The 22,858-nt window shown below is 59.1% G+C and carries 16 protein-coding genes; 4 read left to right on the plus strand and 12 right to left on the minus strand.

Annotated features, from left to right (window positions below; all coding sequences use genetic code 11):
- From DXXMK7_RS19830 to trxA, 10 genes are all read right to left on the minus strand, one after another.
- Nucleotides 1–773 (minus strand): TDP-N-acetylfucosamine:lipid II N-acetylfucosaminyltransferase (locus DXXMK7_RS19830; protein WP_038920508.1); only part of this gene is annotated, 773 nt, incomplete at its 3' end.
- Nucleotides 770–2,020 (minus strand): lipid III flippase WzxE, encoded by a 1,251-nt coding sequence (gene wzxE, locus DXXMK7_RS19835; RefSeq protein ID WP_038920509.1) that lies wholly within the window; start codon nt 2,018–2,020, stop codon nt 770–772. The genes wzxE and DXXMK7_RS19830, both read right to left, overlap by 4 nt.
- A complete protein-coding gene (gene rffA / locus DXXMK7_RS19840; RefSeq protein ID WP_038920510.1) occupies nt 2,020–3,150 on the minus strand; it encodes a dTDP-4-amino-4,6-dideoxygalactose transaminase in 1,131 nt (376 codons plus the stop codon). The genes wzxE and rffA overlap by 1 nt, the downstream gene beginning before the upstream one ends.
- A 49-nt stretch (nt 3,151–3,199) precedes the next feature.
- Nucleotides 3,200–3,904, minus strand: a complete 705-nt coding sequence (rffC, locus tag DXXMK7_RS19845) for a dTDP-4-amino-4,6-dideoxy-D-galactose acyltransferase (RefSeq protein ID WP_038664656.1) — start codon at nt 3,902–3,904, stop codon at nt 3,200–3,202.
- 47 nt (nt 3,905–3,951) lie between these two features.
- Nucleotides 3,952–5,217, minus strand: a complete 1,266-nt coding sequence (gene wecC / locus DXXMK7_RS19850; RefSeq protein WP_038920511.1) for a UDP-N-acetyl-D-mannosamine dehydrogenase — start codon at nt 5,215–5,217, stop codon at nt 3,952–3,954.
- On the minus strand, nt 5,214–6,344 hold the full coding sequence (wecB, locus tag DXXMK7_RS19855; RefSeq protein WP_038920512.1) for a non-hydrolyzing UDP-N-acetylglucosamine 2-epimerase: 1,131 nt from the start codon (nt 6,342–6,344) through the stop codon (nt 5,214–5,216). The genes wecC and wecB overlap by 4 nt, the downstream gene beginning before the upstream one ends.
- Before the next feature lie 97 nt (nt 6,345–6,441).
- Nucleotides 6,442–7,476: an ECA polysaccharide chain length modulation protein gene (gene wzzE / locus DXXMK7_RS19860; protein WP_038920513.1), complete on the minus strand. Its 1,035-nt coding sequence runs from the start codon at nt 7,474–7,476 to the stop codon at nt 6,442–6,444.
- A 66-nt stretch (nt 7,477–7,542) separates the two neighbouring features.
- Nucleotides 7,543–8,616 (minus strand): UDP-N-acetylglucosamine--undecaprenyl-phosphate N-acetylglucosaminephosphotransferase, encoded by a 1,074-nt coding sequence (wecA, locus tag DXXMK7_RS19865; RefSeq protein WP_038920514.1) that lies wholly within the window; start codon nt 8,614–8,616, stop codon nt 7,543–7,545.
- A 224-nt stretch (nt 8,617–8,840) separates the two neighbouring features.
- Nucleotides 8,841–10,100, minus strand: coding sequence for a transcription termination factor Rho (gene rho, locus DXXMK7_RS19870; protein ID WP_012886501.1), 1,260 nt, complete (start codon nt 10,098–10,100; stop codon nt 8,841–8,843).
- A 420-nt stretch (nt 10,101–10,520) separates the two neighbouring features.
- Entirely contained in the window at nt 10,521–10,847 is a 327-nt protein-coding gene (trxA, locus tag DXXMK7_RS19875) for a thioredoxin TrxA (protein ID WP_013319859.1), read from the minus strand.
- 119 nt (nt 10,848–10,966) lie between these two features.
- Here trxA and rhlB point away from each other — a divergent pair, with 119 nt between their 5' ends.
- The 3 genes from rhlB to DXXMK7_RS19890 all read left to right on the plus strand — a co-directional run bounded on the left by rhlB (nt 10,967) and on the right by DXXMK7_RS19890 (nt 15,746).
- Nucleotides 10,967–12,253 carry an ATP-dependent RNA helicase RhlB gene (gene rhlB / locus DXXMK7_RS19880; RefSeq protein WP_038664636.1) on the plus strand — a complete coding sequence of 429 codons (1,287 nt, stop codon included), beginning with the start codon at nt 10,967–10,969 and terminating at the stop codon, nt 12,251–12,253.
- A 7-nt stretch (nt 12,254–12,260) separates the two neighbouring features.
- Complete coding sequence (ppx, locus tag DXXMK7_RS19885) at nt 12,261–13,757, plus strand: exopolyphosphatase (RefSeq protein ID WP_038921151.1); 1,497 nt, start codon at nt 12,261–12,263, stop codon at nt 13,755–13,757.
- Nucleotides 13,758–13,937: 180 nt separating this feature from the next.
- Nucleotides 13,938–15,746 (plus strand): glycosyl hydrolase family 28 protein, encoded by a 1,809-nt coding sequence (locus DXXMK7_RS19890; RefSeq protein WP_038920515.1) that lies wholly within the window; start codon nt 13,938–13,940, stop codon nt 15,744–15,746.
- A gap of 50 nt (nt 15,747–15,796) precedes the next feature.
- On the opposite strand, the gene rep is transcribed toward DXXMK7_RS19890, so the two are convergent.
- A complete protein-coding gene (rep, locus tag DXXMK7_RS19895) occupies nt 15,797–17,821 on the minus strand; it encodes a DNA helicase Rep (RefSeq protein ID WP_038664632.1) in 2,025 nt (674 codons plus the stop codon).
- Nucleotides 17,822–17,987: 166 nt separating this feature from the next.
- On the opposite strand from rep, the gene ppiC reads away from it, so the two are divergent.
- Nucleotides 17,988–18,287, plus strand: coding sequence for a peptidylprolyl isomerase PpiC (ppiC, locus tag DXXMK7_RS19900; protein WP_071526225.1), 300 nt, complete (start codon nt 17,988–17,990; stop codon nt 18,285–18,287).
- 444 nt (nt 18,288–18,731) lie between these two features.
- Here the strand turns inward: ppiC and putA are convergent, their stop codons facing one another.
- Nucleotides 18,732–22,706 carry a trifunctional transcriptional regulator/proline dehydrogenase/L-glutamate gamma-semialdehyde dehydrogenase gene (gene putA / locus DXXMK7_RS19905; protein ID WP_038920516.1) on the minus strand — a complete coding sequence of 1,325 codons (3,975 nt, stop codon included), beginning with the start codon at nt 22,704–22,706 and terminating at the stop codon, nt 18,732–18,734.
- Nucleotides 22,707–22,858 lie beyond the last annotated feature (152 nt).

The following is a 22,858-nucleotide window of genomic DNA, read 5'->3' on the forward strand; positions in this document are numbered from 1 at the left end:
TAATCGTCGAACGCCAGTGACTCGCGCAAGACCCGGCAGCGCTCAGCGCCGAACAACGCCAGCCCGTGCCGCGCCACCTGCTCAATGTAATCATGGTTGCCAGCCGGATAGCCCATCGGCACGATCACCCGCACCTGCGCGCCAAACTGACGATGAATGGCGTCAAGCGCCGCCAGATGGCGGTTGCTGCGATCGCCGGAGTTGCCGACCAGAATGGTCAGCGACGCGTCCGGCGCTTTTTCATGCGGGCTCGCCGCGTACGGGCTCATACGGGTGGGGAAATAAAGCAGCGACGTCGCCGCGGCCGGGTAACGCCGCCGGAAATAGTCGATATCGCCGCGGGTGGCGAATACCTGGGCAACCCGCCGCTGCGCCAGTCGCCGCAGCCGGTAAAACCAGCGCCAGCGCCAGCCGCGGGCTTCTTCATACAAATCGGCCCCCCAGATGTGCCAGTAAGCCTGAGCCGTGCGGATACCGCCGCACAGCAACGCCAGCCACAGCCAGGGGTTAAACTGGCCGTGAAAAAAGAAACGAGCCGACCGATCCTCACGCGCCAGCGCCACCACGGCGCGCGCCAGCGCTTTCTGGTCAGCGAAACGCGCTATCTGCAACGCCGGATAGGTTTGCTCAAAGAGATCGGCCGCCGCAACAACCATGAACCGCCGTACCTGATGCGGCGGCAGCGCCGGCGCCAGCGTATCGTTAAAGAAACGCAGCACCGTCTGGTTATGGTGGGGAATATCCGCCCCCAGGACATGAATCAGTGTGGTCATGCTCGCCTGCAGTACAGAATGAAAACGCCGCAACACAACAGAAAATAGACCGCATAGGTTGCCAGATACGCCTGCGACGCGCCCAGCGCGCCATGCAATGGAATCAGCCAACGGGCAAACCCGGTCAGCAGCAGGAACTGGCCGAGTTCAGCCAGCAAATAGAACCGCAGCGAGGCTCTGGCGACCACCAGATAACCAAAAACGTAAGCGCCCACTTTCAATACATCACCTGCCAGCTGCCATGCAAACAGGTCACGCATGGCCGAAAACGCGCTGGAAAACAGTAAGTGAATCGCCACATCGCGCAACAGCCAGATAGCCACGCCCGCCGCGGCAGCCACCGGCAACACAAACCGCAACGCGCTGAGAATCTCATGCCGGACCGCACGTTTATCCTGCAAACGCGCCAGCGCAGGCAGTAAATAAACCGTGAATGACACGGTAATGAACTGCAGCCAGGCATCGGAAATGGTGGTAACCCCCTGCCACACGCCCACCTCCTGCCAGGTGTAATGGGTCGCCAGTTGGTTTCGCATCATCACGTAGCCCACCGGCAGCGTTACGGCGGTGATCAACGTCATCAGACTGAAGCGGGTTAACTGACCGGCCAGCGGCCATGACCAGTCAGGTGTGAGCGCTCGCAAACCTAATGGCGTTCGCCGGAACAACAGCACCAGCGCGGGCACGCACGCCAGCGCCGGCATCAGCGCCAATCCCACCAGCGCGCCGGTATACGCCCCAAACCAAACGCTGACGCCATACGCCACGGCCCCCAGCAGACTGCCTGCCATGACGGCCAGCGCGTTGCCCCGCGCATCCTGATAACCTTTCAGGACCGCCAGCAGCAGGCTGCCGCCCGCGATGCCCAGTTGCAGCCAGGCCAGCGCACGAATTGCAGGCTGGTAGGCGTCATCGCCAAACAGCAGGCGCGACAGCGGCGCAGCCAGCAGCCACAACGCCAGCGTCAGCAACAGCGAGCAACCCATCGACAGCGATACCGCCGTCCCCAGCAACGGACTGGGACGGTCGGCATCCGGCGGCGCAGCGGCCACCGCCCGGGTAACGCCGTTGGCGATGCCCGCGCCGGCCATCACGCCCAGCACGGTGATCAACTGGCGGTAGTTACCGGCCAGCCCGACGCCTTCCGGGCCGAACGTCACCGCCAGCAGTTTGACGACCGCCAGCCCCGCGCCGATTTTGACCAGCGTGGACGCAGCCGTCCATAACGATGCACGCGCCAACGACATCAGGAAAAGAAACTCAGCGCCGAATTGATTACGGTACGCTGGTTAAGGTCAGACAGGTTGTAGAACAGCGGCAGGCGCACCAACCGCTCGCTTTCCCGCGTGGTGTGACGGTCTTCGCCGACAAAACGGCCAAATTGCCGGCCGGCCGGGCTGGAATGCAAAGGAATATAGTGGAACACCGTCAGGATCTCCGCTTCTTTCATATGGCTGATAAACGCTGAACGCTCCACCTCATCCCGCAGGCGCAGGAAAAACAGGTGACCATTGTGACGGCAGTCCGCCGGAATCACCGGCAACGTCGCCCGGCCTGCCGCCGCCAGCGGCGCGAACGCGCGCGCATAGTGTTGCCATAATTTCAGACGCCGCTCATGAATGCGCTGCGCCGCTTCCAGTTGTCCCCACAGGTAAGCCGCCTGAATATCCGCCATCAGATAACTGGAGCCGATGTCGCGCCAGGTGTACTTATCCGCCTGACCGCGAAAGAACTGGCTGCGGTTGGTGCCTTTCTCGCGGATAATCTCGGCCCTCTCCGCCAGTTCAGGGGCGTTGATCAGCGTAGCGCCGCCTTCGCCGCCCGCGGTGTAATTCTTGGTTTCGTGGAAACTGAAACAACCGATATGGCCGATTGCGCCCAGCGGCCGGTCCTGATAGCGCGACATCATCCCCTGCGCAGCATCTTCCACCACAAACAGCCCGTATTGCTGCGCCAGCGCCATGACGGCGTTCATCTCGCAGCCCACCCCGGCGTAATGCACCACCACAATGGCGCGAGTCTTCTTGGTAATCGCGGCTTCGAGAAGATTTTCGTCAAGATTGAGGGTATCCGGTCGGATGTCGACAAACACGATGGTGGCGCCGCGCAGTACGAAGGCGTTGGCGGTGGAGACAAAGGTGTAACTCGGCATGATGACTTCGTCGCCGGGCTGGATGTTCAGCAACAGCGCCGCCATTTCCAGCGACGCGGTGCAGGAAGGCGTCAGCAATACCTTGCAACTGCCCGAATAATGTTCCAGCCACTGCTGACAGCGACGGGTAAACGCGCCATCGCCGCTGAGCTTGCCGCTGCGCATCGCGGCCTGCATATACTCCAGTTCTGATCCCACCACCGGCGGCGAGTTAAAAGGAATCATGTCGTCACCTACAGAAACATTATCGGTAGAACCATCATCGATAGAACCATTATCGATAAAACCAGTAGGCGGTGCTCTCCACCCGTGCGCCGCTGCGCAGGTAGAGCCGTAATGCCGCCAGATTGCTGGTCTGGGTCGCCACCGTCAGCCGGCGAATGCCGCGCTGCTGACACCAGACCCGCGCCACCTGCATCAGCCGCTGACCAATCCCTTGCCCGGTCATGCCCGGCCAGGCGGACAACACGCCGATACGCGCGGTGCTGGGCGAAGTCTGGCGTAACGTCACGAACCCCTGCAACGGCGCGCCCTGACCGCCCATCACCAGACAGGCGTCGTCAAAGGTACCATATACCGCTTTTTCCACCCACCGCGCATAGAAACGGCCGCAATCGTCCGGACCATACCACGGCGCCCGAAACCGGCTCAGTACGAAACTTTTTGTCGCCGCCGCGCGCAGCGCCGCAATATCCCCCGTCTCCGCCTCGCGCACGCCAACGGCGAACATGGCCCGGGCGGCAGGTACGACCGGCATACTGAAATCCACCTCGCCTTCCGCCAGCCGAAACCCCAGCGCCGACAACGCATCCGCCGTCGCCAGATCGCTGGCCGCCAGCTTGGCCTGGCATAACTCATAGCGATCCAGATCGGCAATGGTTAACGGCGGTGCGGTATCCTGGAAACTCAACCGTCCGCTAATACGCTGAAAAAAATCGCTTTCCCAGACCAGAGGTTCAATCTCAGCACAAACAGGCATAGGTCACTCCGGTTAACGCAGAATCCACAGCCGTCGCCACGCCGCCTTCACCGCCAGACGCCTTTGGTGTCCACCACCCAGCGTTGCGTCACCTGTTCAGGGGCAATCGCCCTGAACTGCTGGTGGTCTACCAGCAACACCAGGACATCCGCGTCGCTCAACGCCCGCGTAATCTCCACCTGCTCGGCCTTTCCCTGCAAACCGGGCGGTAACTGACGAATATGAGGCTCGACCACCCAGGTCGTCCCGGCATGCCATTCAGCCACCTGCCCGGCGATCGCCAGCGCCGGACTCTCGCGAAGGTCTTCTACATCGGGCTTGAACGCCAGCCCCAGACAGGCGATGCGCAAATCGCAGGCCCGTTTATTGCCCTGCGCCAGCGCATCCGCCACCATAATTTTCACCTGCTCCACCACCCAGCGGGGCTTGGCGTCATTCACCTCGCGGGCGGTGCGAATCAGACGCGCCTGCTGCGGGTGCTGCGATACGATAAACCAGGGGTCGACCGCGATGCAGTGACCGCCCACGCCCGGCCCCGGTTGCAAAATATTGACGCGTGGATGGCGATTAGCCAGACGAATCAGCGCCCACACATCGATTTGCTGCTCGGCGCAAATCAGCGACAATTCATTGGCGAACGCGATATTCACGTCCCTAAAGCTGTTTTCCGTCAATTTGCACATTTCAGCGGTTCGCGAGTCCGTCATCGTACACTCGCCGTCAAGCAGGAAGAGGCGATACAGCTCGCTTGCCCGCGCCGCGCAACGCGGCGTCATCCCGCCGATCACCCGATCCTGGCTGAGCAGTTCTTCCATGATGCGGCCGGGCAATACCCGCTCCGGACAATAGGCAATGCGGATATCCGACGCCTCGCCGGCCTGCTGGGGGAAGCTCAGATCCGGCCGCGCCTGCGCCAGCCAGTCGGCCATCTGCTCCGTGGCGCCGACCGGCGACGTCGACTCCAGAATGACCAGATCCCCCGGTTTCAGCACCGGCGCCAGCGACAGGGCGGCTGCTTCCACCAACGAGACGTCAGGCTGATGGTCCGCCTTTAACGGGGTCGGCACCGCGATAAGGAAGGCCTCCGCCGACACCGGATGGCTGCCGGCCTGCAAATACCCTTGCGCCACCGCCGCCTGCACCGCCTGCGCCAATCCCGGCTCCGCAATATGAGTATGGCCCCGGTTGATGCTCTCCACCACGTGCGGGTTCACATCCACACCAAAAACAGACTGTTGCCGCGAGGCCAAAAGCGTAGCGGTCGGCAGGCCGATATACCCCAGGCCCAGCACACAGATGCGATTAAAACTCATGCGGTCACCCGGTGTTGTTTCAAAACGGAGAGAATTCGCTGGCTGGCTAACCCATCGCCATAAGGGTTATGCGCATAGCTCATGGCCTGATAAACGGAAGCATCCGCCAGCAGTTGGGAGACTTCGTGGATAATCGTTGCGGTATCGGTTCCCACCAGCCGCACGGTACCGGCGGCCAGCGCTTCCGGCCTTTCGGTCGTCTCCCGCATCACCAGCACCGGTTTTCCAAGCGAAGGCGCTTCTTCCTGAATCCCCCCCGAGTCCGTCAGGATCAGCCAGGCGCGGTTCATCAGGTAGACGAAGGGCAGATAGTCCTGCGGCGTTATCAGAAACACGTTATCAATGCCGCTGAGAATACGCTGAACCGGCTCCAGTACGTTGGGATTGCGGTGTACCGGATAAACAATCTGAATATCCGGATGATGGCGGGCAAGCGCCGCCAACGCGTTACAAATTCGCTCCATCCCGTCGCCAAAGCTTTCCCGCCGATGACTGGTGACCAGAATCATTTTTCGCTCCTGATCCAGAAAGGCGTATTTTTCCTGCAACTGCCCATGCAATACCGCATCGCGGGCGATCAGATCACGAACCCAGAATAATGCGTCAATCACCGAATTGCCCGTCACCCAGATACGGGACGGCGGGACCTGCTCCCGCCGCAGATTCTGCCGCGCATTGATCGTCGGCGCAAAATGGTAGGTCGCCAGACGGCCGGTCAGCAGGCGATTCGCTTCCTCCGGCCAGGGCGCCGTCAGATTACCGGTACGCAGACCGGCTTCGACATGCGCTACCGGAATACGATGATAGAACGCCGCCAGACTGGTCATCAGGGTCGTGGTGGTATCGCCGTGCACCAGCATCAGGTCAGGCTGGAACTGGGTCAGCACCGGCCCCAATCCAGAGAGGATACGGGCGGAAATCTCCACCAGCCCCTGATCCGGCTGCATAACATTGAGATCGTAGTCCGGCACAATCTCAAACAGACGTAGCACCTGATCAAGCATGTCACGGTGCTGCGCCGTCACACAGACTTTGGATTCAAAGAAAGCATCCTGAGCCATCGCCCGTATCACCGGCGCCATTTTTATCGCTTCAGGGCGAGTGCCAAAAACCGTCAAGACTTTCACTAATGACTCTCTTTCACTGATGACTCTCTTTATTCCGGTTTACCGCCACGGTAAAAAACTTATTCATATCAATACAATATTCACCGTCATCGACCACTTAGCGGGAACGCCGCGCCAGCGCCGCCCCGGCGCCGGCCAACAGACCGATGCTGCCCCACATCAGCAGCAGAAAACCGCGGCGCGGGCTGTCGCGCTGAACCGGCTCTTCCGGCGTATGCAAATAGCGGTAAGTCTGAAACCGGTCCGCCAGCGCAGGCCCGTTCTCAAGCATCGCCAGCGCCGCGCGCCGCGGCTCATAATCGGCGTCGAACGTCGGCCCGCTGGCCTTCAGCATGTCCAGACGCGCCTGCAACTGCGCGCTGCCCTGTAAAAACCATTCCGAATCGGGCAGCGACAGCGACGCCTCGCTTTTCGGCTGTACGATCCCTTGCTGGCGCGCAATAACGAGCGCCTGCGTCAAACGCTGTACTGTCCGGTCATAGGCGGCTCGCGCCACCGTATCCTCGCGTTGCAGCCAGGCCCGTTCAAACCGGATGCGCGCCGCCCAGCTTCCGGCCAGACTCTGATTCAGATGATTAACGGCCCGCTGGTTGGCGAACTGCACGTATTGCCGCAGCAGATTGCTGGCGTCTCGCGCATTATCCGCGCCCAACTTGAGGGTATCGTTGGTTTTTTTGGCGTCATCGCGCGGCATAAACTGAATATCGTTGATCAACGCGTCCAGCAGCACGGCATCCGCCTTTTCATCGCCTTTCTGACGCTCGCGGTAATAAGGGGACTGCAACCAGAATTCACGCCGGGTATCGTAGGCGGCGGCCTGCATCGTGAATTCGCCATAGGCATCGGCCATGATGGCATTGCCGTCCGGTACCGTCGTCGGCGGCGCATCCAGCGAGCGCAACCACTGTTGCTGGTCGAAGAACGTCGACAGCATGGCGGCCGTTGGTTTATCGGTCACCGCGGTGGTGCGCCATACCGGCTGCGCCAGCCAGGAATAAATCAGCGCCAGCAGAGCAAACAGCGCCGCCGAACCGACAATCCAGATCTTGCCTTGCCACAGCGCCAGGCAGAGCTGGCGAATATCCAGTTCATTATCCGGCGACGACGACTGAGGGGAGGTTTCCCGTTTCATTGCGCTCCCTGATTCGGTTTATTCACAATTCGATTTACCCACAACTTGGTTTACCCACAACCCGGCTTACCCACAATAACGATGGCTGCGCCAATAACGCCGAATGCGCCGGACAACACGCGCCACCCGCCACGCTCGTTTGATGCAATAGCCGTAACCGCTGAACACCAGCAAGAACAGCGCCAGCATTACGTACTCGGGCACCGCCAGAAATTCGCCGGCTATCCCTATCGCCGCCAGCAGCGCGGCGACCAGTGTAATCAGCAGACAAGCCTGGCGGGAAGTCAACCCTGCCCGCATGAGCAGATGATGGATATGCTGGCGATCCGGCGAGAACAGGCCAGTGCCTTTATGCAGCCGACGATAGACGATCGCCACCATATCCATCAGCGGAATAGCGATAACCCACAGCGCCGCCACCGGCCTGATGGCGCTATCCATGCCCTGGGAGCTTTGCAGCAGTAACCAAATCGCCGTAAAGCCGATCATAGTGCTGCCTGCATCCCCCATGAAGACTTTATAACGCCGCCCCATAAGCTCAAGATTCAACAGGATGTACGGCAAGACGGCGGCGATCATGGCGAAACTCCACACTGCCAGCGCCAGACTACCGTGGTGATACAGCAGGATGCCTAATCCGGCGAACAGCACGCAGGACAGCCCGCCCAGCAAACCATCAATGCCGTCCACCATGTTAAAAGCATTGATGGCCGTCCACACCACAAACAGCGTCATAAGATAACGCACCGGTCCCAGCCCGATATCCCAGAGCGGCCCGAAGATAAACCCCAGACGCTGTAGCATGAGGCCGGCCAGCGCCATCATCAGGATAGCCACGACCGCCTGTACCGACGCCCGCACGCCAATGCTGATATCAAAGCGATCATCCAGCGCGCCAATCAGCACCAGCATACCCGAACACATCAGGTAGATCGGGAAATGGGGAATCGATTCGGAAATGAGAACAGGCAACAGGCAGATGCCAATGTAAACAGAAATACCGCCAACCAGCGGCACCGCGCCATGATGATGTTTGCGATAGTTTGGCCGGTCAACCAGACCGGTTTTTCTCGCCACGTTGCGCGCCAGCAACAGAGAGAAGAACGAGCACAAAAATACGGCGACTAATTGAGCACTCATCATGATTTATTCACGCTTAACAGTGCCTGAGAATACTACCGGGAATCACACCAGCCGGTGTTAATTTACCAAATTTTTCAGAAAGTTCCTGCGCGTTCGGGTAACAAAACATGATGTTGTCCGGCTCCCGGCGCCGCCGAAGGTCAAAAGCGCAGGGTACAACGCACCAAACAGAAACAAAAAACGCCACGATGTCGTGGCGTTTTCTTTAGAGACTCAACCGGTTACGACCGTTTCATCATATCGAAGAATTCGTCGTTGGTTTTGGTCATCGCCAGCTTGTTGATCAGGAACTCCATCGCATCGATCTCGCCCATCGGGTGAATGATCTTACGCAGGATCCACATTTTCTGCAGTTCCTCGGAGGTGGTCAACAGCTCTTCCTTACGGGTACCGGAGCGGTTGTAGTCGATGGCCGGGAACACGCGCTTCTCGGCAATCTTACGAGACAGGTGCAGTTCCATGTTGCCGGTGCCCTTGAACTCTTCGTAAATCACTTCGTCCATCTTCGAACCGGTATCGATCAAGGCCGTGGCGATGATCGTCAGGCTGCCGCCTTCCTCAACGTTACGGGCCGCGCCGAAGAAGCGTTTCGGACGGTGCAGGGCGTTGGCGTCGACACCACCGGTCAGCACCTTGCCGGAAGCCGGCACCACGGTGTTGTAAGCACGCGCCAGACGGGTGATGGAGTCCAGCAGGATAATCACGTCTTTCTTGTGCTCGACCAGGCGCTTGGCTTTCTCGATCACCATTTCGGCGACCTGAACGTGACGGGAGGCCGGTTCGTCGAAGGTCGACGCCACCACTTCCCCTTTCACCAGACGCTGCATTTCCGTCACTTCTTCCGGACGTTCGTCAATCAGCAGCACCATCAGCACGCAGTCAGGATGATTGTAAGCGATGCTCTGGGCGATGTTCTGCAGCAGCATGGTCTTACCGGCTTTCGGCGGCGCCACGATCAAACCACGCTGACCACGACCGATCGGCGAGGCCAGATCCAGTACGCGAGCCGTCAGGTCTTCGGTAGAACCGTTGCCGCGCTCCATACGCAGACGCGAATTAGCGTGCAGCGGCGTCAGGTTTTCAAACAGGATTTTGCTGCGGGCGTTTTCCGGCTTGTCGTAGTTGACTTCGTTGACCTTCAGCAGCGCGAAATAGCGTTCACCTTCTTTCGGAGGACGAATCTTACCGGAAATGGTGTCGCCAGTGCGGAGGTTGAAGCGTCGGATTTGGCTGGGAGAAACGTAGATATCATCAGGGCCGGCGAGGTAGGAGCTGTCTGCGGAGCGGAGGAAACCAAAACCATCCTGCAATATTTCCAGCACGCCATCGCCAAAGATGTCTTCACCACTTTTCGCGTGCTGCTTGAGGATAGCGAAAATAATATCCTGTTTACGCATGCGAGCCAGATTCTCTAGCCCCATATTTTCGCCAAGAGTAATTAACTCAGACACTGGCGTATTTTTTAATTCGGTAAGATTCATAATGGTGGGTTCTTAAACTCGGGGTAAATCTCGAACTATTAACGTGAATGGTATGGCAGGAACATCCATGCCGCTTAACAGCCTTCAATCACCAGACATCCGTGTTGCTCAGGCTGAATCGCGCTGACTCTACGCATACACACGGCAAGAGATCGAAGACACCTTAAAACTAATTAATGTAAAACTATCAGATTGCCGGCCCGGAGACATACTAACGCGCTGTAACGTAATGATTTCCGACCCTGACACGGGATAAAGCTTTAGATTCTAACTTCAGGCTCAAGCCTAAGGGCTCAAACTATAAGGTAAGTACGATATGCAGTATTGACGAATCTAGCACGCTTCCCGGTGGGCGTCCAGCGGTCAGAATGAGAAAATCTCATCACCCGCCGTCGCCCGGGAACTAGAGTGTGTGACAGATTACAGATTGGCGTTCAGGAACTCTTTCAACTGGCCTTTTGACAGCGCGCCCACTTTGGTGGCGGCGACTTCGCCATTCTTGAACAGCAGCAGAGTCGGGATACCGCGGATGCCGTATTTCGGCGCAGTCGCCGGGTTTTCATCAATGTTGAGCTTGGCGACCGTCAGCTTACCGTCGAACTCATCGGCGATCTCATCCAGAATCGGAGCAATCATTTTACAGGGACCACACCAGTCAGCCCAGAAATCAACCAGTGTCACATGTTCAGACTGCAATACGTCCGTCTCGAAACTGTCGTCTGTCAGATGAATAATTTTATCGCTCATGTTTTACTCCGCAGGATTATCTCTACCCAGTTGGTGTAGCATTAACCAACTATTAGGTTGACTTTATTTCACTGGATACGCTTTCGTAAAGCAATAGTTAACTGATATTCTACCACGCTATGAGCAAAACACACTTAACCGAACAGAAGTTTTCCGACTTCGCACTGCATCCGCAGGTTATTGAAGCTCTTGAAAATAAAGGCTTTCATAACTGTACGCCCATTCAGGCGCTGGCGTTGCCGCTGACGCTGTCAGGGCGTGACGTGGCGGGCCAGGCGCAAACAGGAACAGGCAAGACGCTGGCGTTTCTGGCGTCTACATTTCATTATTTGCTGACCCACCCCGCTCCTGCCGAACGTCAGACCAATCAACCTCGCGCCCTGATCATGGCGCCGACCCGTGAGCTGGCGGTGCAGATCCATACCGATGCCGAAGCACTGGCGAAGGCGACCGGTCTGCGGCTGGGGCTGGCGTACGGTGGCGACGGCTACGATAAACAGCTGAAAGTGCTGGAAGACGGCGTCGATATTCTGATCGGCACCACCGGTCGTTTAATCGATTACACCAAGCAGAACCACGTTAATATGGGCGCCATTCAGGTGGTGGTGCTGGACGAAGCCGATCGCATGTACGATCTCGGCTTTATCAAAGACATCCGCTGGCTGTTCCGTCGTATGCCGCCGGCCAATCAGCGCCTGAACATGCTGTTCTCCGCCACCTTATCTTACCGCGTGCGTGAACTGGCGTTCGAACAAATGAACAACGCCGAATACGTCGAAGTGGAGCCGGAGCAGAAAACCGGTCATCGCATCAAGGAAGAACTGTTCTACCCTTCCAATGAAGAGAAGATGCGTCTGCTGCAAACGCTTATCGAGGAAGAGTGGCCGGATCGCTGCATCATCTTCGCCAACACCAAGCACCGCTGTGAAGATATCTGGGGCCATCTGGCCGCAGACGGTCATCGCGTCGGCCTGCTGACCGGCGACGTGGCGCAGAAAAAACGGCTGCGCATTCTGGAAGATTTCACCCAGGGCACCCTGGACATTCTGGTGGCGACCGATGTGGCGGCGCGGGGTCTGCATATTCCGTCCGTAACCCACGTATTCAACTACGACCTGCCCGACGATTGCGAAGATTACGTACACCGTATCGGCCGTACCGGTCGCGCCGGCGCCAGCGGTTGCTCCATCAGTCTGGCTTGTGAAGAGTACGCGCTGAATTTGCCGGCCATTGAAGACTATATCGGTCACCGTATCCCGGTGAGCAAATACCGCAGTGAGGCCCTGTTGACCGAACTGCCGGAGCCGAAGCGACTGAGTCGCCCGCGTTCCGCCGGCGGCCCGCGTCGCCCTGGCGCGCCTCGCCGTAGCGGCGCGCCCCGTAACAACCGTAAACGACCGGGTTAAGTTGCTGATGCCGAGCTCTTCTTCTCTTTATGCCGCGATCGATTTAGGGTCTAACAGCTTTCACATGCTGGTCGTGCGTGAAGTAGCCGGCAGCGTACAGACGCTGGCGCGCATCAAGCGCAAAGTCCGGCTGGCGGCTGGGCTGGATGCCAGCAACCGCCTTTCGCCGGAAGCGATGCAGCGCGGCTGGCAATGTCTGGCGCTGTTCTCCGAACGATTGCAGGACATTCCGCCGCAGCAGGTACGCGTCGTCGCAACGGCCACGCTAAGGCTGGCGACCAACGCTGACGAATTCCTTGAACGGGCCCGGCACATTCTGGGCCTGCCGATCCAGGTCATCAGCGGCGAAGAAGAAGCACGGCTCATCTATCAGGGCGTCGCCCATACCACCGGCGGGCCGGAGCAACGGCTGGTGGTGGATATCGGCGGCGGCAGCACCGAGCTGGCGACCGGCACCGGCGCCCACCATACCCAATTGTTCAGCCTGCCGATGGGTTGCGTCACCTGGCTGGAACGCTATTTTACCGACCGCGATCTGACTCAGGCGCATTTTGATCGGGCCGAACAGGCCGCCCGCGAAATGCTGCGCCCGGTGAAGGATATCTTGCGCCAGCAAGGCTGGCAGATTTGCGTCGGCGCATCCGGCACGGTGCAGGCGCTGCAGGAAATCATGGTGGCGCAGGGGATGGATGAATACATCACTCTCGGTAAACTGCGCCAACTGCAACAACGCGCGATTCAGTGCAGCAAGCTGGAAGAGCTGGAAATCGAAGGGCTGACGCTGGAGCGGGCGCTAGTGTTTCCCAGCGGCCTGTCGATTCTGCTGGCTGTCTTTCAGGAACTGGAGATCGACTCCATGACGCTGGCGGGCGGCGCGCTGCGGGAAGGGCTGGTCTACGGCATGCTACATCTGCCGATTGAGCAGGACATTCGTCACCGCACGCTGCACAACCTGCAACGCCGCTATCTGCTGGATAGCGAGCAGGCCCAGCGGGTCAGGCTGCTGGCGGACAACTTTCTGCAACAGGTGGCGCGCGACTGGCAGTTGGATGGCCGATGTCGGGAGTTACTGGGCAGCGCCTGTCTGATCCATGAAATCGGCCTGAGCGTCGATTTTCGTCAGGCGCCGTTGCATGCGGCCTATCTGGTCCGCAACAGCGATCTTCCCGGCTTCACGCCCGCCCAGAAAAAGTTACTGGCGACACTCCTGCAAAACCAGAGCAACACTATCGACCCCATCCCGCTGACCCAACAAAACGCCCTGCCAGTCAATCTGGCGCAACGGCTTTGCCGCCTGCTGCGTCTGGCGATTATCTTCGCCAGCCGCCGCCGCGACGACACGCTGCCGGCAGTCAGGCTGCGGGTGGAAGGGGAAAGTCTGCGCGTCATTCTGCCCGCCGGCTGGCTCGACCAACATCCTCTGAGAACCGAAACCCTGTCGCAGGAAAGCCTGTGGCAGAGCTATGTTCACTGGCCGCTCATCATCGAAGAACACGCCATCTGACGGCAAAAAGGGGTAACAATTGGTTACCCCTTTCCTTCTTGTCTCCTGATTAATCTGTGATCGCTTCCGGGGAAAAAAGAAATACGACATGTATTTTTATAAAACGCCGTTTCGAAAAGAAACCGTATCTCGTCCGGATAAAACACATTTATCAATTTAAAAGAGAACTAAGGAACAAGGATGGAAGCCATCACATTTTCACGTCGCTCTGTTCTGGCATCAATGGTAGCGGCATGTCTAATGAGTACATCTGCGCTGGCGGCAACGGCTCAGGCGCCGCAAAAACTCCAGATCCCCACGCTGTCTTATGACGACCATAGCGTAGCGCTGGTCTGGGACGCGCCGGAAGACACGTCCGCCATCACCGATTACCAGATTTATCAGAACGGTCAACTTGTCGGGCTCGCCAGCCAGAATAATGACAAGAACTCACCGGCCAAACCATACATCAGCGCGTTTTACAAAAATGACACCAGCAATTTTCACCACCGAATTGTCGTGCAAAACGCCAAAATCGACGGTCTGAAAGCCAAGACCGACTACCAGTTTACTGTTCGGGCGGTCTATGCCGATGGCACGACGTCAGCCGACAGCAACGCTGTTACCGTCACCACGACGGCTGCACCGCAGGTGATCAACATCACCCAGTATGGCGCCAAAGGCGACGGCTCCACGCTCAATACCAACGCCATCCAGAAAGCCATTGACGCCTGCCAGGTCGGCTGCCGCATTGACGTCCCGGCGGGGGTATTCAAGACTGGCGCACTGTGGCTGAAAAGCGACATGACGCTGAATCTGTTACAGGGTGCGACATTGCTCGGCTCCGACAATGCGGCGGATTACCCTGACGCCTACAAGATTTACAGCTATTCGTCTCAGATGCGCCCGGCCTCGTTGATCAACGCCATTGATAAAACCAGCTCCGCCATCGGGACGTTTAAGAACATCCGTATCGTCGGCAAAGGCATCATCGACGGTAACGGCTGGAAACGTAGCGCTGACGCCAAAGATGAACTGGGCAACAGCCTGCCGCAGTACGTGAAGAGCGATAATAGCAAAGTCAGCAAAGACGGCATTCTGGCGAAAAACCAGGTGGCGGCCGCCGTCGCCAACGGCATGGACACCAAAACCGCCTACAGCCAGCGCCGCTCCAGCTTAATCACCCTGCGCGGCGTGCAGAATGTCTATGTCGCCGACGTCACCATCCGCAACCCGGCCAACCACGGCATCATGTTCCTGGAAAACCAGAATGTGGTTGAAAACGGCGTGATTCATCAAACCTTTGACGCCAACAACGGCGACGGCGTCGAATTCGGCAACAGCCAGAACATCATGGTGTTCAACAGCGTGTTCGATACCGGGGACGACAGCATCAATTTTGCCGCCGGCATGGGGCAATCGGCCCAGAATCAGGAACCGGTCCAGAATGCCTGGCTGTTCAATAACTACTTCCGCCACGGTCACGGCGCGGTGGTATTAGGCAGCCATACCGGCGCGGGTATCGTCGACGTGCTGGCGGAAAACAACGTGATAAGCCAGAACGACGTCGGCCTGCGCGCCAAGAGCGCCCCTGCCATCGGCGGCGGCGCGCATGGCATCGTATTCCGCAACAGCGCGATAAAAAATCTGGCTAAACAGGCAGTGATCGTGACCTTAAGCTACACGGACAGCAACGGCACCATCGACTATACACCGGCTAAAGTGCCTGCCCGTTTCTATGACTTCACCGTCAAAAACGTCACCGTGCAGGACAGCACCGGCAAGAGCCCGGCTATCGAAATCACCGGTGACAGCAGCAAAGGCATCTGGCACAGCCAGTTTGCGTTCAGCAATATAAAACTCAGCGGCGTGATGCCCACCGCGATAAGCGATCTGAGCGACAGCCAGTTCAACAACCTGACATTCAGTAATCTGCGCAGCGGCTCTTCACCGTGGAAATTCGGCACGGTGAAGAATGTCACCGTGGATGGCAAAATCGTTACGCCCTGACCGGTAGCGATCCTTACGCCGGGCCGCCAGGCCCGGCGTATTTTCCTTCTTCACTCTTTGTCTCTGGCTTTCGCCAACTGGGCGCGTAGGTTAGCCAGATGGTTCTGCCCTTTCTGCATCCGCTCCTGCGGGCTGGCGACCTTACGTTCGGTTTCCCACATCACATCGTCCTGCGGCAACTCCAGCAGAAAACGGCTCGGCTCCGGGCGAATCAACTCACCGTACTGCCGCCGCTCGCGGCACAGGGTGAAAGTCAGTTCTTTCTGCGCGCGGGTAATGCCCACGTAAGCCAGACGCCGTTCCTCGTCGACATTGTCCTCGTCGATGCTGGTCTGATGCGGCAGCAGCCCTTCTTCCATCCCCACCAGATACACATACGGAAACTCCAGCCCCTTGGAGGCGTGCAGCGTCATCAATTGCACCTGATCCAGCTCTTCCTCGGCTTCGTTGCGTTCCATCATGTCGCGCAGGGTAAACCGGGTCACCACCTGAGTCAGCGTCATCGGTTCGTCAAGGTCGCTGCCTTCCAGCATTTCCGTCATCCAGGTAAACAGCGTATTGACGTTTTTCATGCGCATTTCCGCCGCTTTCGGGCTTGGCGAGGTTTCGTATAACCAGCTTTCGTAATCCAGACCGTGGATCAGATCGCGCACCGCCTTCACCGGCTCCTGTTCCGCCAGCCGGGCTATCTCGCCTATCCACTGAGTGAAACGCTGCAATGACTCCAGCCCGCGCCCGCTCAGGGTCTGGCTCAACCCCATGTCGAAGCTGGCGTTAAACAGGCTGCGATTACGCTGATTGGCCCATTCGCCCAACTTCTGTAGTGTCGCCGGGCCGATTTCGCGCTTCGGCGTATTCACGATGCGCAGAAACGCGCTGTCGTCTTCCGGGTTGGTCAGCACGCGTAAATAAGCCAGCAAATCCTTGATTTCCGGCCGGGAGAAAAACGACGTACCGCCGGAAATGCGATAAGGAATGCGGTTTTGCATCAGCACTTTTTCGAACAATCGTGACTGATGGTTGCCGCGATAGAGAATAGCGTAGTCGCCGTACTGGGTTTTCCGGATGAAGTGATGGGCAATCAGTTCCCCCACCACCCGCTCGGCTTCATGGTCTTCGTTATTGGCGGTGATGATTTTCAGCTCTTCGCCATAGCCCAGTTCGGAGTAAAGCCGCTTTTCGAACACGTGCGGGTTGTTGGCGATGAGGATGTTGGCGGCCTTGAGAATACGGCCGGACGAACGGTAATTCTGCTCCAGCTTGATGACCTGCAACTGTGGGAAATCCTGCTGCAACAGCGACAGGTTCTGCGGGCGGGCGCCGCGCCAGGAGTAAATCGACTGATCGTCATCGCCCACCACGGTAAAACGCGCCCGACTGCCCACCAGCAGCTTAACCAGTTCGTACTGACTGGTGTTGGTGTCCTGATATTCGTCCACCAGCAGATAGCGCAGGCGGTTCTGCCAGCGTTCACGCACCTCTTCATTACGTTTGAGCAGCAACGTTGGCAACAGGATCAGGTCATCAAAGTCCAGCACGTTGCAGGCGCGCAGATGCTCGTCATACAGGCGGTAGCAATGCGCGAACAACCGGTCCCGTTCCGAGCGCGCCAGCGCCGCCGCCTGTGCCGGGTCAATCAGGTCGTTTTTCCAGTTGGACAGGGCGGACACCAGCTGTTGCAGCAAGTCTTTGTCATTCTGCAACCATAGCTCGGTCAGTTCTTTCAGCAGCGCCATCTGATCCTGATCGTCAAACAGCGAAAAGTTGGACTTCATGCCCAGCGCAGCGTATTCGCGCTTGATGATCTCCAACCCCAGCGTATGAAAGGTGGCGATCAGCAGACCACGGGTTTCCTGACGCCCCAACGTCTGCGCCACACGCTCCTTCATCTCCCGCGCGGCCTTGTTGGTAAAGGTCACCGCGGCGATATGGCGCGCCTGATAACCGCAGCCGCGGATCAGGTGCGCGATTTTCTGGGTAATCACCCGGGTCTTGCCGGATCCCGCCCCGGCCAGTACCAGACAGGGACCGGTCACAAATTCAACGGCGTGTTGTTGGCTGGGATTCATGCGCATGGTGTTTGGTGCTCGACGTTCAAACGGAAAGGGGATGATAACAGAAGAGGATTGTAGCAAAAGTCAGGGCCGGGGCGAGATCCGTTAACCCGCTTCTGAACGCGCCCCGCATTTCCTTTCCTGATGAGGGGGTGCTAGGCTGTGCTTTGCAACATCAGCTTTCCCTTTGCTCAAGGAGCGTACTATGGCAAATACCGCGGCAGCATTGCACATTCTGGTGGATACTGAACAACAGGCCACCGATATTCTGGCTCAACTGGAAAAGGGAGCGGATTTTCAGCAGTTGGCAAAAAAACATTCAACCTGCCCGTCAAAACGTAACGGCGGCGATTTGGGAGAATTCCGCAAAGGCGATATGGTGCCGGATTTTGATAAAGCGGTGTTTTCCTGCGAACTGCTCAAACCCTTCGGCCCGGTCAAAACCCAGTTCGGCTACCACATTATCAAGGTGCTGTACCGTAACTGAGGAAAAGGCGGCGAATGCCGCCTCAAACTGTTAACAACTCCTTAATTACAGGTGAATGCTTTTCCGGCGTCAAAACTGTGCTGAGGCAAGCGACTTCGCCGGGTGAGCGGCATGGATGCCGCGAAAGCCCGTGCCGCGTCTGACAAAAACGCCGGAAGCGTTTTTGAACAGCGTTTACGCTGGCCCGCAGGGCGAGCCACAGTATGTGGCGAGTAAACGCGTCACGGGTGGCCCGAACAGCGAAGGCGAATGCCGAAGGAATCGCGTAGCGGCACAGTTTAGCCACTAGCCAGTGGTCAAGGAGAGGCGGCGTCTGAGCCTCTCATTGTCGTGCGTGCGATGAAGTTGCAAGGAATACCTAACGTTATTACGCACGAAATGTTTCACTGTTCTGACATAAATTTGCCGCTAACAAAACGATGAGGCTGTTTCCAGCCTAAAGCATTATCCAATAGTCATCAGGCTGGCGTTGCCGCCGGCCGCTGCGGTGTTGATGCTCAGCGATCGCTCGATCAGCAGCCGTTCCAGCGTAATACCGGTTTCCCCTCGCGCCAGTCCCTGAATACCGACAATCGCACCGTCGCGCTGCGCCAGTTGTTCGCTCAGATGACGCAACTGATCGGCGTCGCCGTGGAAAATCGCGGCGTCAAACCGGCTGTCGTCCGTCACCCCATCACGACAGAACACCACTCGCGCCTGAACCTCGTCAGGCAATTGACGATGCAGCGACCGCCGTTCGGGCGTATCGATCCACAGCGCCCGGCTGCCAGCCGCCAGCACCGCCGCCAGTTGCACCAGCGCGTCATCGTCGTTATCCGCCACGCACAGCACCTGCTCGCGCGGCAGCAGCGTATAGGTATCACGTTCGCCGGTAGGGCCGGGCAACACCCGAACGGTACCGCTCTGCGTCAGCTCGGCATAACGCCGGCAGCATGAAACCAGCCCGTCACGCCGAGCCTGCCGCGCCCACGCTTCCAGCGCCTGCAATCCCTTCAGCAGCGGCTGGCGCGCAGCGACATCAGCCGGGCGCTCGCTGTCCTGACGGGCCAGCGCCCGTATCACCGCGTCATCCGGACGGTGCGACAGCAGCCGACAGAGATAGAGCGGCCCGCCCGCTTTCGGCCCGGTGCCGGACAGCCCTTCGCCGCCGAACGGCTGCACGCCGACCACCGCCCCGACCATGTTACGGTTCACGCACAGATTGCCGACCTTCGCCTGGCCGGTTACCCGGTTAATCGTCTCGTCAATACGGGTATGCAGGCCGAGCGTGAGCCCATAACCGGCGGCGTTGATTTGCCCGATAAGCGCATCCAGCTGATTACGGGAGTAACGCACCACGTGTAGCACCGGGCCGAACACTTCCTGCCGCAGCTCTTCCACGCTCTCCAGTTCGATCAACGTCGGCGGGATGAAATGCCCGCGCGTCCACTCCTGCTCATCCTGGCTGTTCGGCCACGCCGCCTGAAACACCGGCCGCCCCTTCGCGCGCAGAGTCCGAATGTGGCGCTCAATCCGCTGTTTCGCCTCGGCGTCAATCAGCGGCCCGATGTCGGTGGCAAGCCGCTCCGGGTTACCCATGCGGCACTCCGCCATCGCACCGCGCAACATCGCCAGCGTTTTCTCCGCCACTTCTTCCTGCACGCACAGCAGTCGCAGGGCGGAGCAGCGCTGACCGGCGCTGTCGAACGCCGAGGTCACCACATCCGTCACCACCTGCTCGGTGAGCGCTGAAGAATCGATAATCATCGCGTTCATGCCGCCGGTTTCGGCGATAAGCGGCGTGGTGTGCCCCTGTGGGTCGAGCCGACCGGCCAGCGTACGCTGCAACTGCGCGGCAACGGCGGTAGACCCGGTAAACATCACGCCCCGCACCCGTTCGTCGCCGACCAGCGCCGCGCCCACGGTTTCGCCGGTACCCGGCAGTAATTGCAGCGCGCCGACCGGCACCCCCGCATCGTGCAGAATCTGCACCGCCTGCGCGGCAATCAACGGGGTTTGCTCCGCCGGTTTGGCCAGCACGCTGTTGCCGGCCGCCAGCGCCGCCGCTATCTGCCCGGTAAAAATCGCCAGAGGGAAGTTCCACGGGCTGATACATACCACCGGACCCAGCGGGCGATAATCATGATTGTTGAACGTCTCGCTGACCTGAGCCGCGTAGTAACGCAGGAAATCCACCGCTTCGCGCACCTCCGCCACCGCGTTCGCCAGCGTCTTGCCCGCTTCGCGCACCAGCAACCCCAGCAGGTGCTGCTGCTGGCTTTCCAGCAGATCGGCGGCGCGCGACAGAATCGCCGCTCGCTCGGCAGCCGGCGTGGCGAACCAGATATCGCCGGCGCTGACCGCCTGCGCTAACGCCTGCGCAATCGCCTGTGGTTGCGCCTCGCGCACATATCCCACCACGTCGCGCGGTTCAGCCGGATTGACCACCGGTCTGCTATCGCCGCCGGCATCATCGTCTACGGCCAGCATCGGTTGCGCCAGCCACGACCGGGCGGCGCTGGTCAGTAATGCGCTGGACAACGACGCCAGCCGGTGTTCGCTGGACAAATCCAGCCCGCTGGCATTACGCCGCCCGCTGCCATACAACGCGCGCGGCAACGGAATGCGCGGATGCGGCTGCCCGACCCGTTCACGCGCCGCCAGCGCTTCCGTTTCGCTTACCGGGTCGGCCACCAGCGTTTCCAGCGCCACCGACGGATCGGCAATCCGGTTGACAAACGAGGTGTTGGCGCCGTTTTCCAGCAAACGGCGCACCAGATAGGCCAGCAGCGTTTCATGGGTGCCGACCGGCGCATAAATCCGGCACGGGCGGTTCAGTTTGCCGTCCGACACCTTACCCACCACCTGCTCATACAGGGGCTCGCCCATGCCGTGCAGGCACTGGAATTCATACTGACCCGGATAGTAGTTGTTGCCCGCCAGATGGTAGATAGCGCTGAGGGTATGGGCGTTGTGGGTGGCGAACTGCGGGTAGATCAGGTTCGGCGCCGCCAGCAGGCGGCGAGCGCAGGCCAGATAGGAAACATCGGTGTACAGCTTGCGGGTGTACACCGGATAGCCTTCCAGCCCGTCCATCTGCGCGCGCTTGATTTCGCTGTCCCAGTAAGCGCCTTTAACCAGCCGAATCATCAACCGGCGCTGGCTGCGGCGCGCCAGATCGATCAGCGCGTCAATCACGAACGGGCAGCGTTTCTGATAAGCCTGAATCACAAAGCCGATGCCGTTCCATCCCGCCAGCCGGGGTTCGAAACACAGGCGCTCCAGTAAATCGAGGGACAGTTCCAGCCGGTCGGCCTCTTCGGCATCGATGTTGATGCCGATATCGTATTGCCGCGCCAGCAGCGTCAGCGACAGCAGGCGCGGATAAAGCTCGTCCATCACCCGTTCGTACTGCGCCCGACTGTAACGTGGATGCAGCGCCGACAGTTTGATGGAGATACCCGGCCCTTCATAAATCCCGCGTCCGCTGGCGGCTTTGCCGATGGCGTGAATCGCCTGCTGGTAGGACATTAAATACGCCTCGGCGTCATCGGCGGTCAGCGCCGCCTCGCCCAGCATATCGTAGGAATAACGGAAACCACGCTCTTCCAGCTTGCGAGCATTCGCCAGCGCCTCGGCGATAGTTTCCCCGGTCACGAACTGCTCGCCCATCAGCCGCATCGCCATATCCACGCCCTTGCGCACCAGCGGTTCGCCGCTTTTGCTGATGATACGGTTAAGCGCGCCGGACAGATGGGATTCGTTGTGAGTGGCAACCAGCTTACCGGTGACCAGCAACCCCCAGGCGGCGGCGTTGACGAACAACGAGGCGCTACGCCCGACGTGCGACTGCCAGTTGCCGTTACTGATTTTGTCGCGGATCAACGCATCGCGCGTAGGTTTGTCCGGAATGCGCAGCAGCGCTTCCGCCAGACACATCAACGCCACCCCTTCCTGCGACGACAGAGAAAATTCCTGCAGCAGGCTTTGTACCATGCCGGCGCGCCCGCCGCTGTTTTTCTGTCCGCGCAGTTTCTCCGCCAGCCCGGCCGCCAGCGTGCTGGCGGCGTGCGACATGGCTTCCGGCATCCGCGCCTGTTCCAGCAGCATCGGCACCATTTCCGTCTCCGGCCGTCGGTACGCGGCGGTGATCGCGGAGCGCAGCACCGACTGCGGCAACACCTGCTCAGCGAAGTCCAGAAACGGTTGATGGGTTTCTTCTTGCGGCGATTGCGGCATAATCTCTGCCGCCTCAACCGGGTCCAGCCCGATCGGGGAAGGAATTTCAGGGGTGTCCGCACCACTTTCAAGGCGCTCAAGATAGCTGAAAATGGCCTGTTTAATCAGCCAGTGCGGCGTGCGATCAATACGCTGCGCCGCGGCTTTGAGACGCTCGCGCGTGGCCTCATCGAGCTTGACGCCCATGGTGGTGGTGCCCATATCCGCTCCTGTTATGTACCCTAAATAATTCGAGTTGCGGGACAAAACGCTCGCGTTTTGAACAACGCAGTACGTTGGCCCTTCAGGGCAAGGCTCATTGAGCCTTGTAACGCGGCGACGCAGCGAATCCCCAGGAGCTTACCCAAGTAAGT

Origin of the sequence: Dickeya sp. MK7 (assembly GCF_000406305.1) — a bacterium.
GTDB lineage: Bacteria > Pseudomonadota > Gammaproteobacteria > Enterobacterales > Enterobacteriaceae > Dickeya > Dickeya fangzhongdai.

Coding starts and splice junctions, on each gene's coding strand:
- wzxE (WP_038920509.1), bottom strand. CDS start 2,020: ATGTCGTTGGCGCGTGCATCGTTATGGACGGCTGCGTCCACGCTGGTC.
- rffA (WP_038920510.1), bottom strand. CDS start 3,150: ATGATTCCTTTTAACTCGCCGCCGGTGGTGGGATCAGAACTGGAGTAT.
- rffC (WP_038664656.1), bottom strand. CDS start 3,904: ATGCCTGTTTGTGCTGAGATTGAACCTCTGGTCTGGGAAAGCGATTTT.
- wecC (WP_038920511.1), bottom strand. CDS start 5,217: ATGAGTTTTAATCGCATCTGTGTGCTGGGCCTGGGGTATATCGGCCTG.
- wzzE (WP_038920513.1), bottom strand. CDS start 7,476: ATGAAACGGGAAACCTCCCCTCAGTCGTCGTCGCCGGATAATGAACTG.
- wecA (WP_038920514.1), bottom strand. CDS start 8,616: ATGAGTGCTCAATTAGTCGCCGTATTTTTGTGCTCGTTCTTCTCTCTG.
- rho (WP_012886501.1), bottom strand. CDS start 10,100: ATGAATCTTACCGAATTAAAAAATACGCCAGTGTCTGAGTTAATTACT.
- trxA (WP_013319859.1), bottom strand. CDS start 10,847: ATGAGCGATAAAATTATTCATCTGACAGACGACAGTTTCGAGACGGAC.
- rhlB (WP_038664636.1), top strand. CDS start 10,967: ATGAGCAAAACACACTTAACCGAACAGAAGTTTTCCGACTTCGCACTG.
- ppx (WP_038921151.1), top strand. CDS start 12,261: ATGCCGAGCTCTTCTTCTCTTTATGCCGCGATCGATTTAGGGTCTAAC.
- DXXMK7_RS19890 (WP_038920515.1), top strand. CDS start 13,938: ATGGAAGCCATCACATTTTCACGTCGCTCTGTTCTGGCATCAATGGTA.
- rep (WP_038664632.1), bottom strand. CDS start 17,821: ATGCGCATGAATCCCAGCCAACAACACGCCGTTGAATTTGTGACCGGT.
- putA (WP_038920516.1), bottom strand. CDS start 22,706: ATGGGCACCACCACCATGGGCGTCAAGCTCGATGAGGCCACGCGCGAG.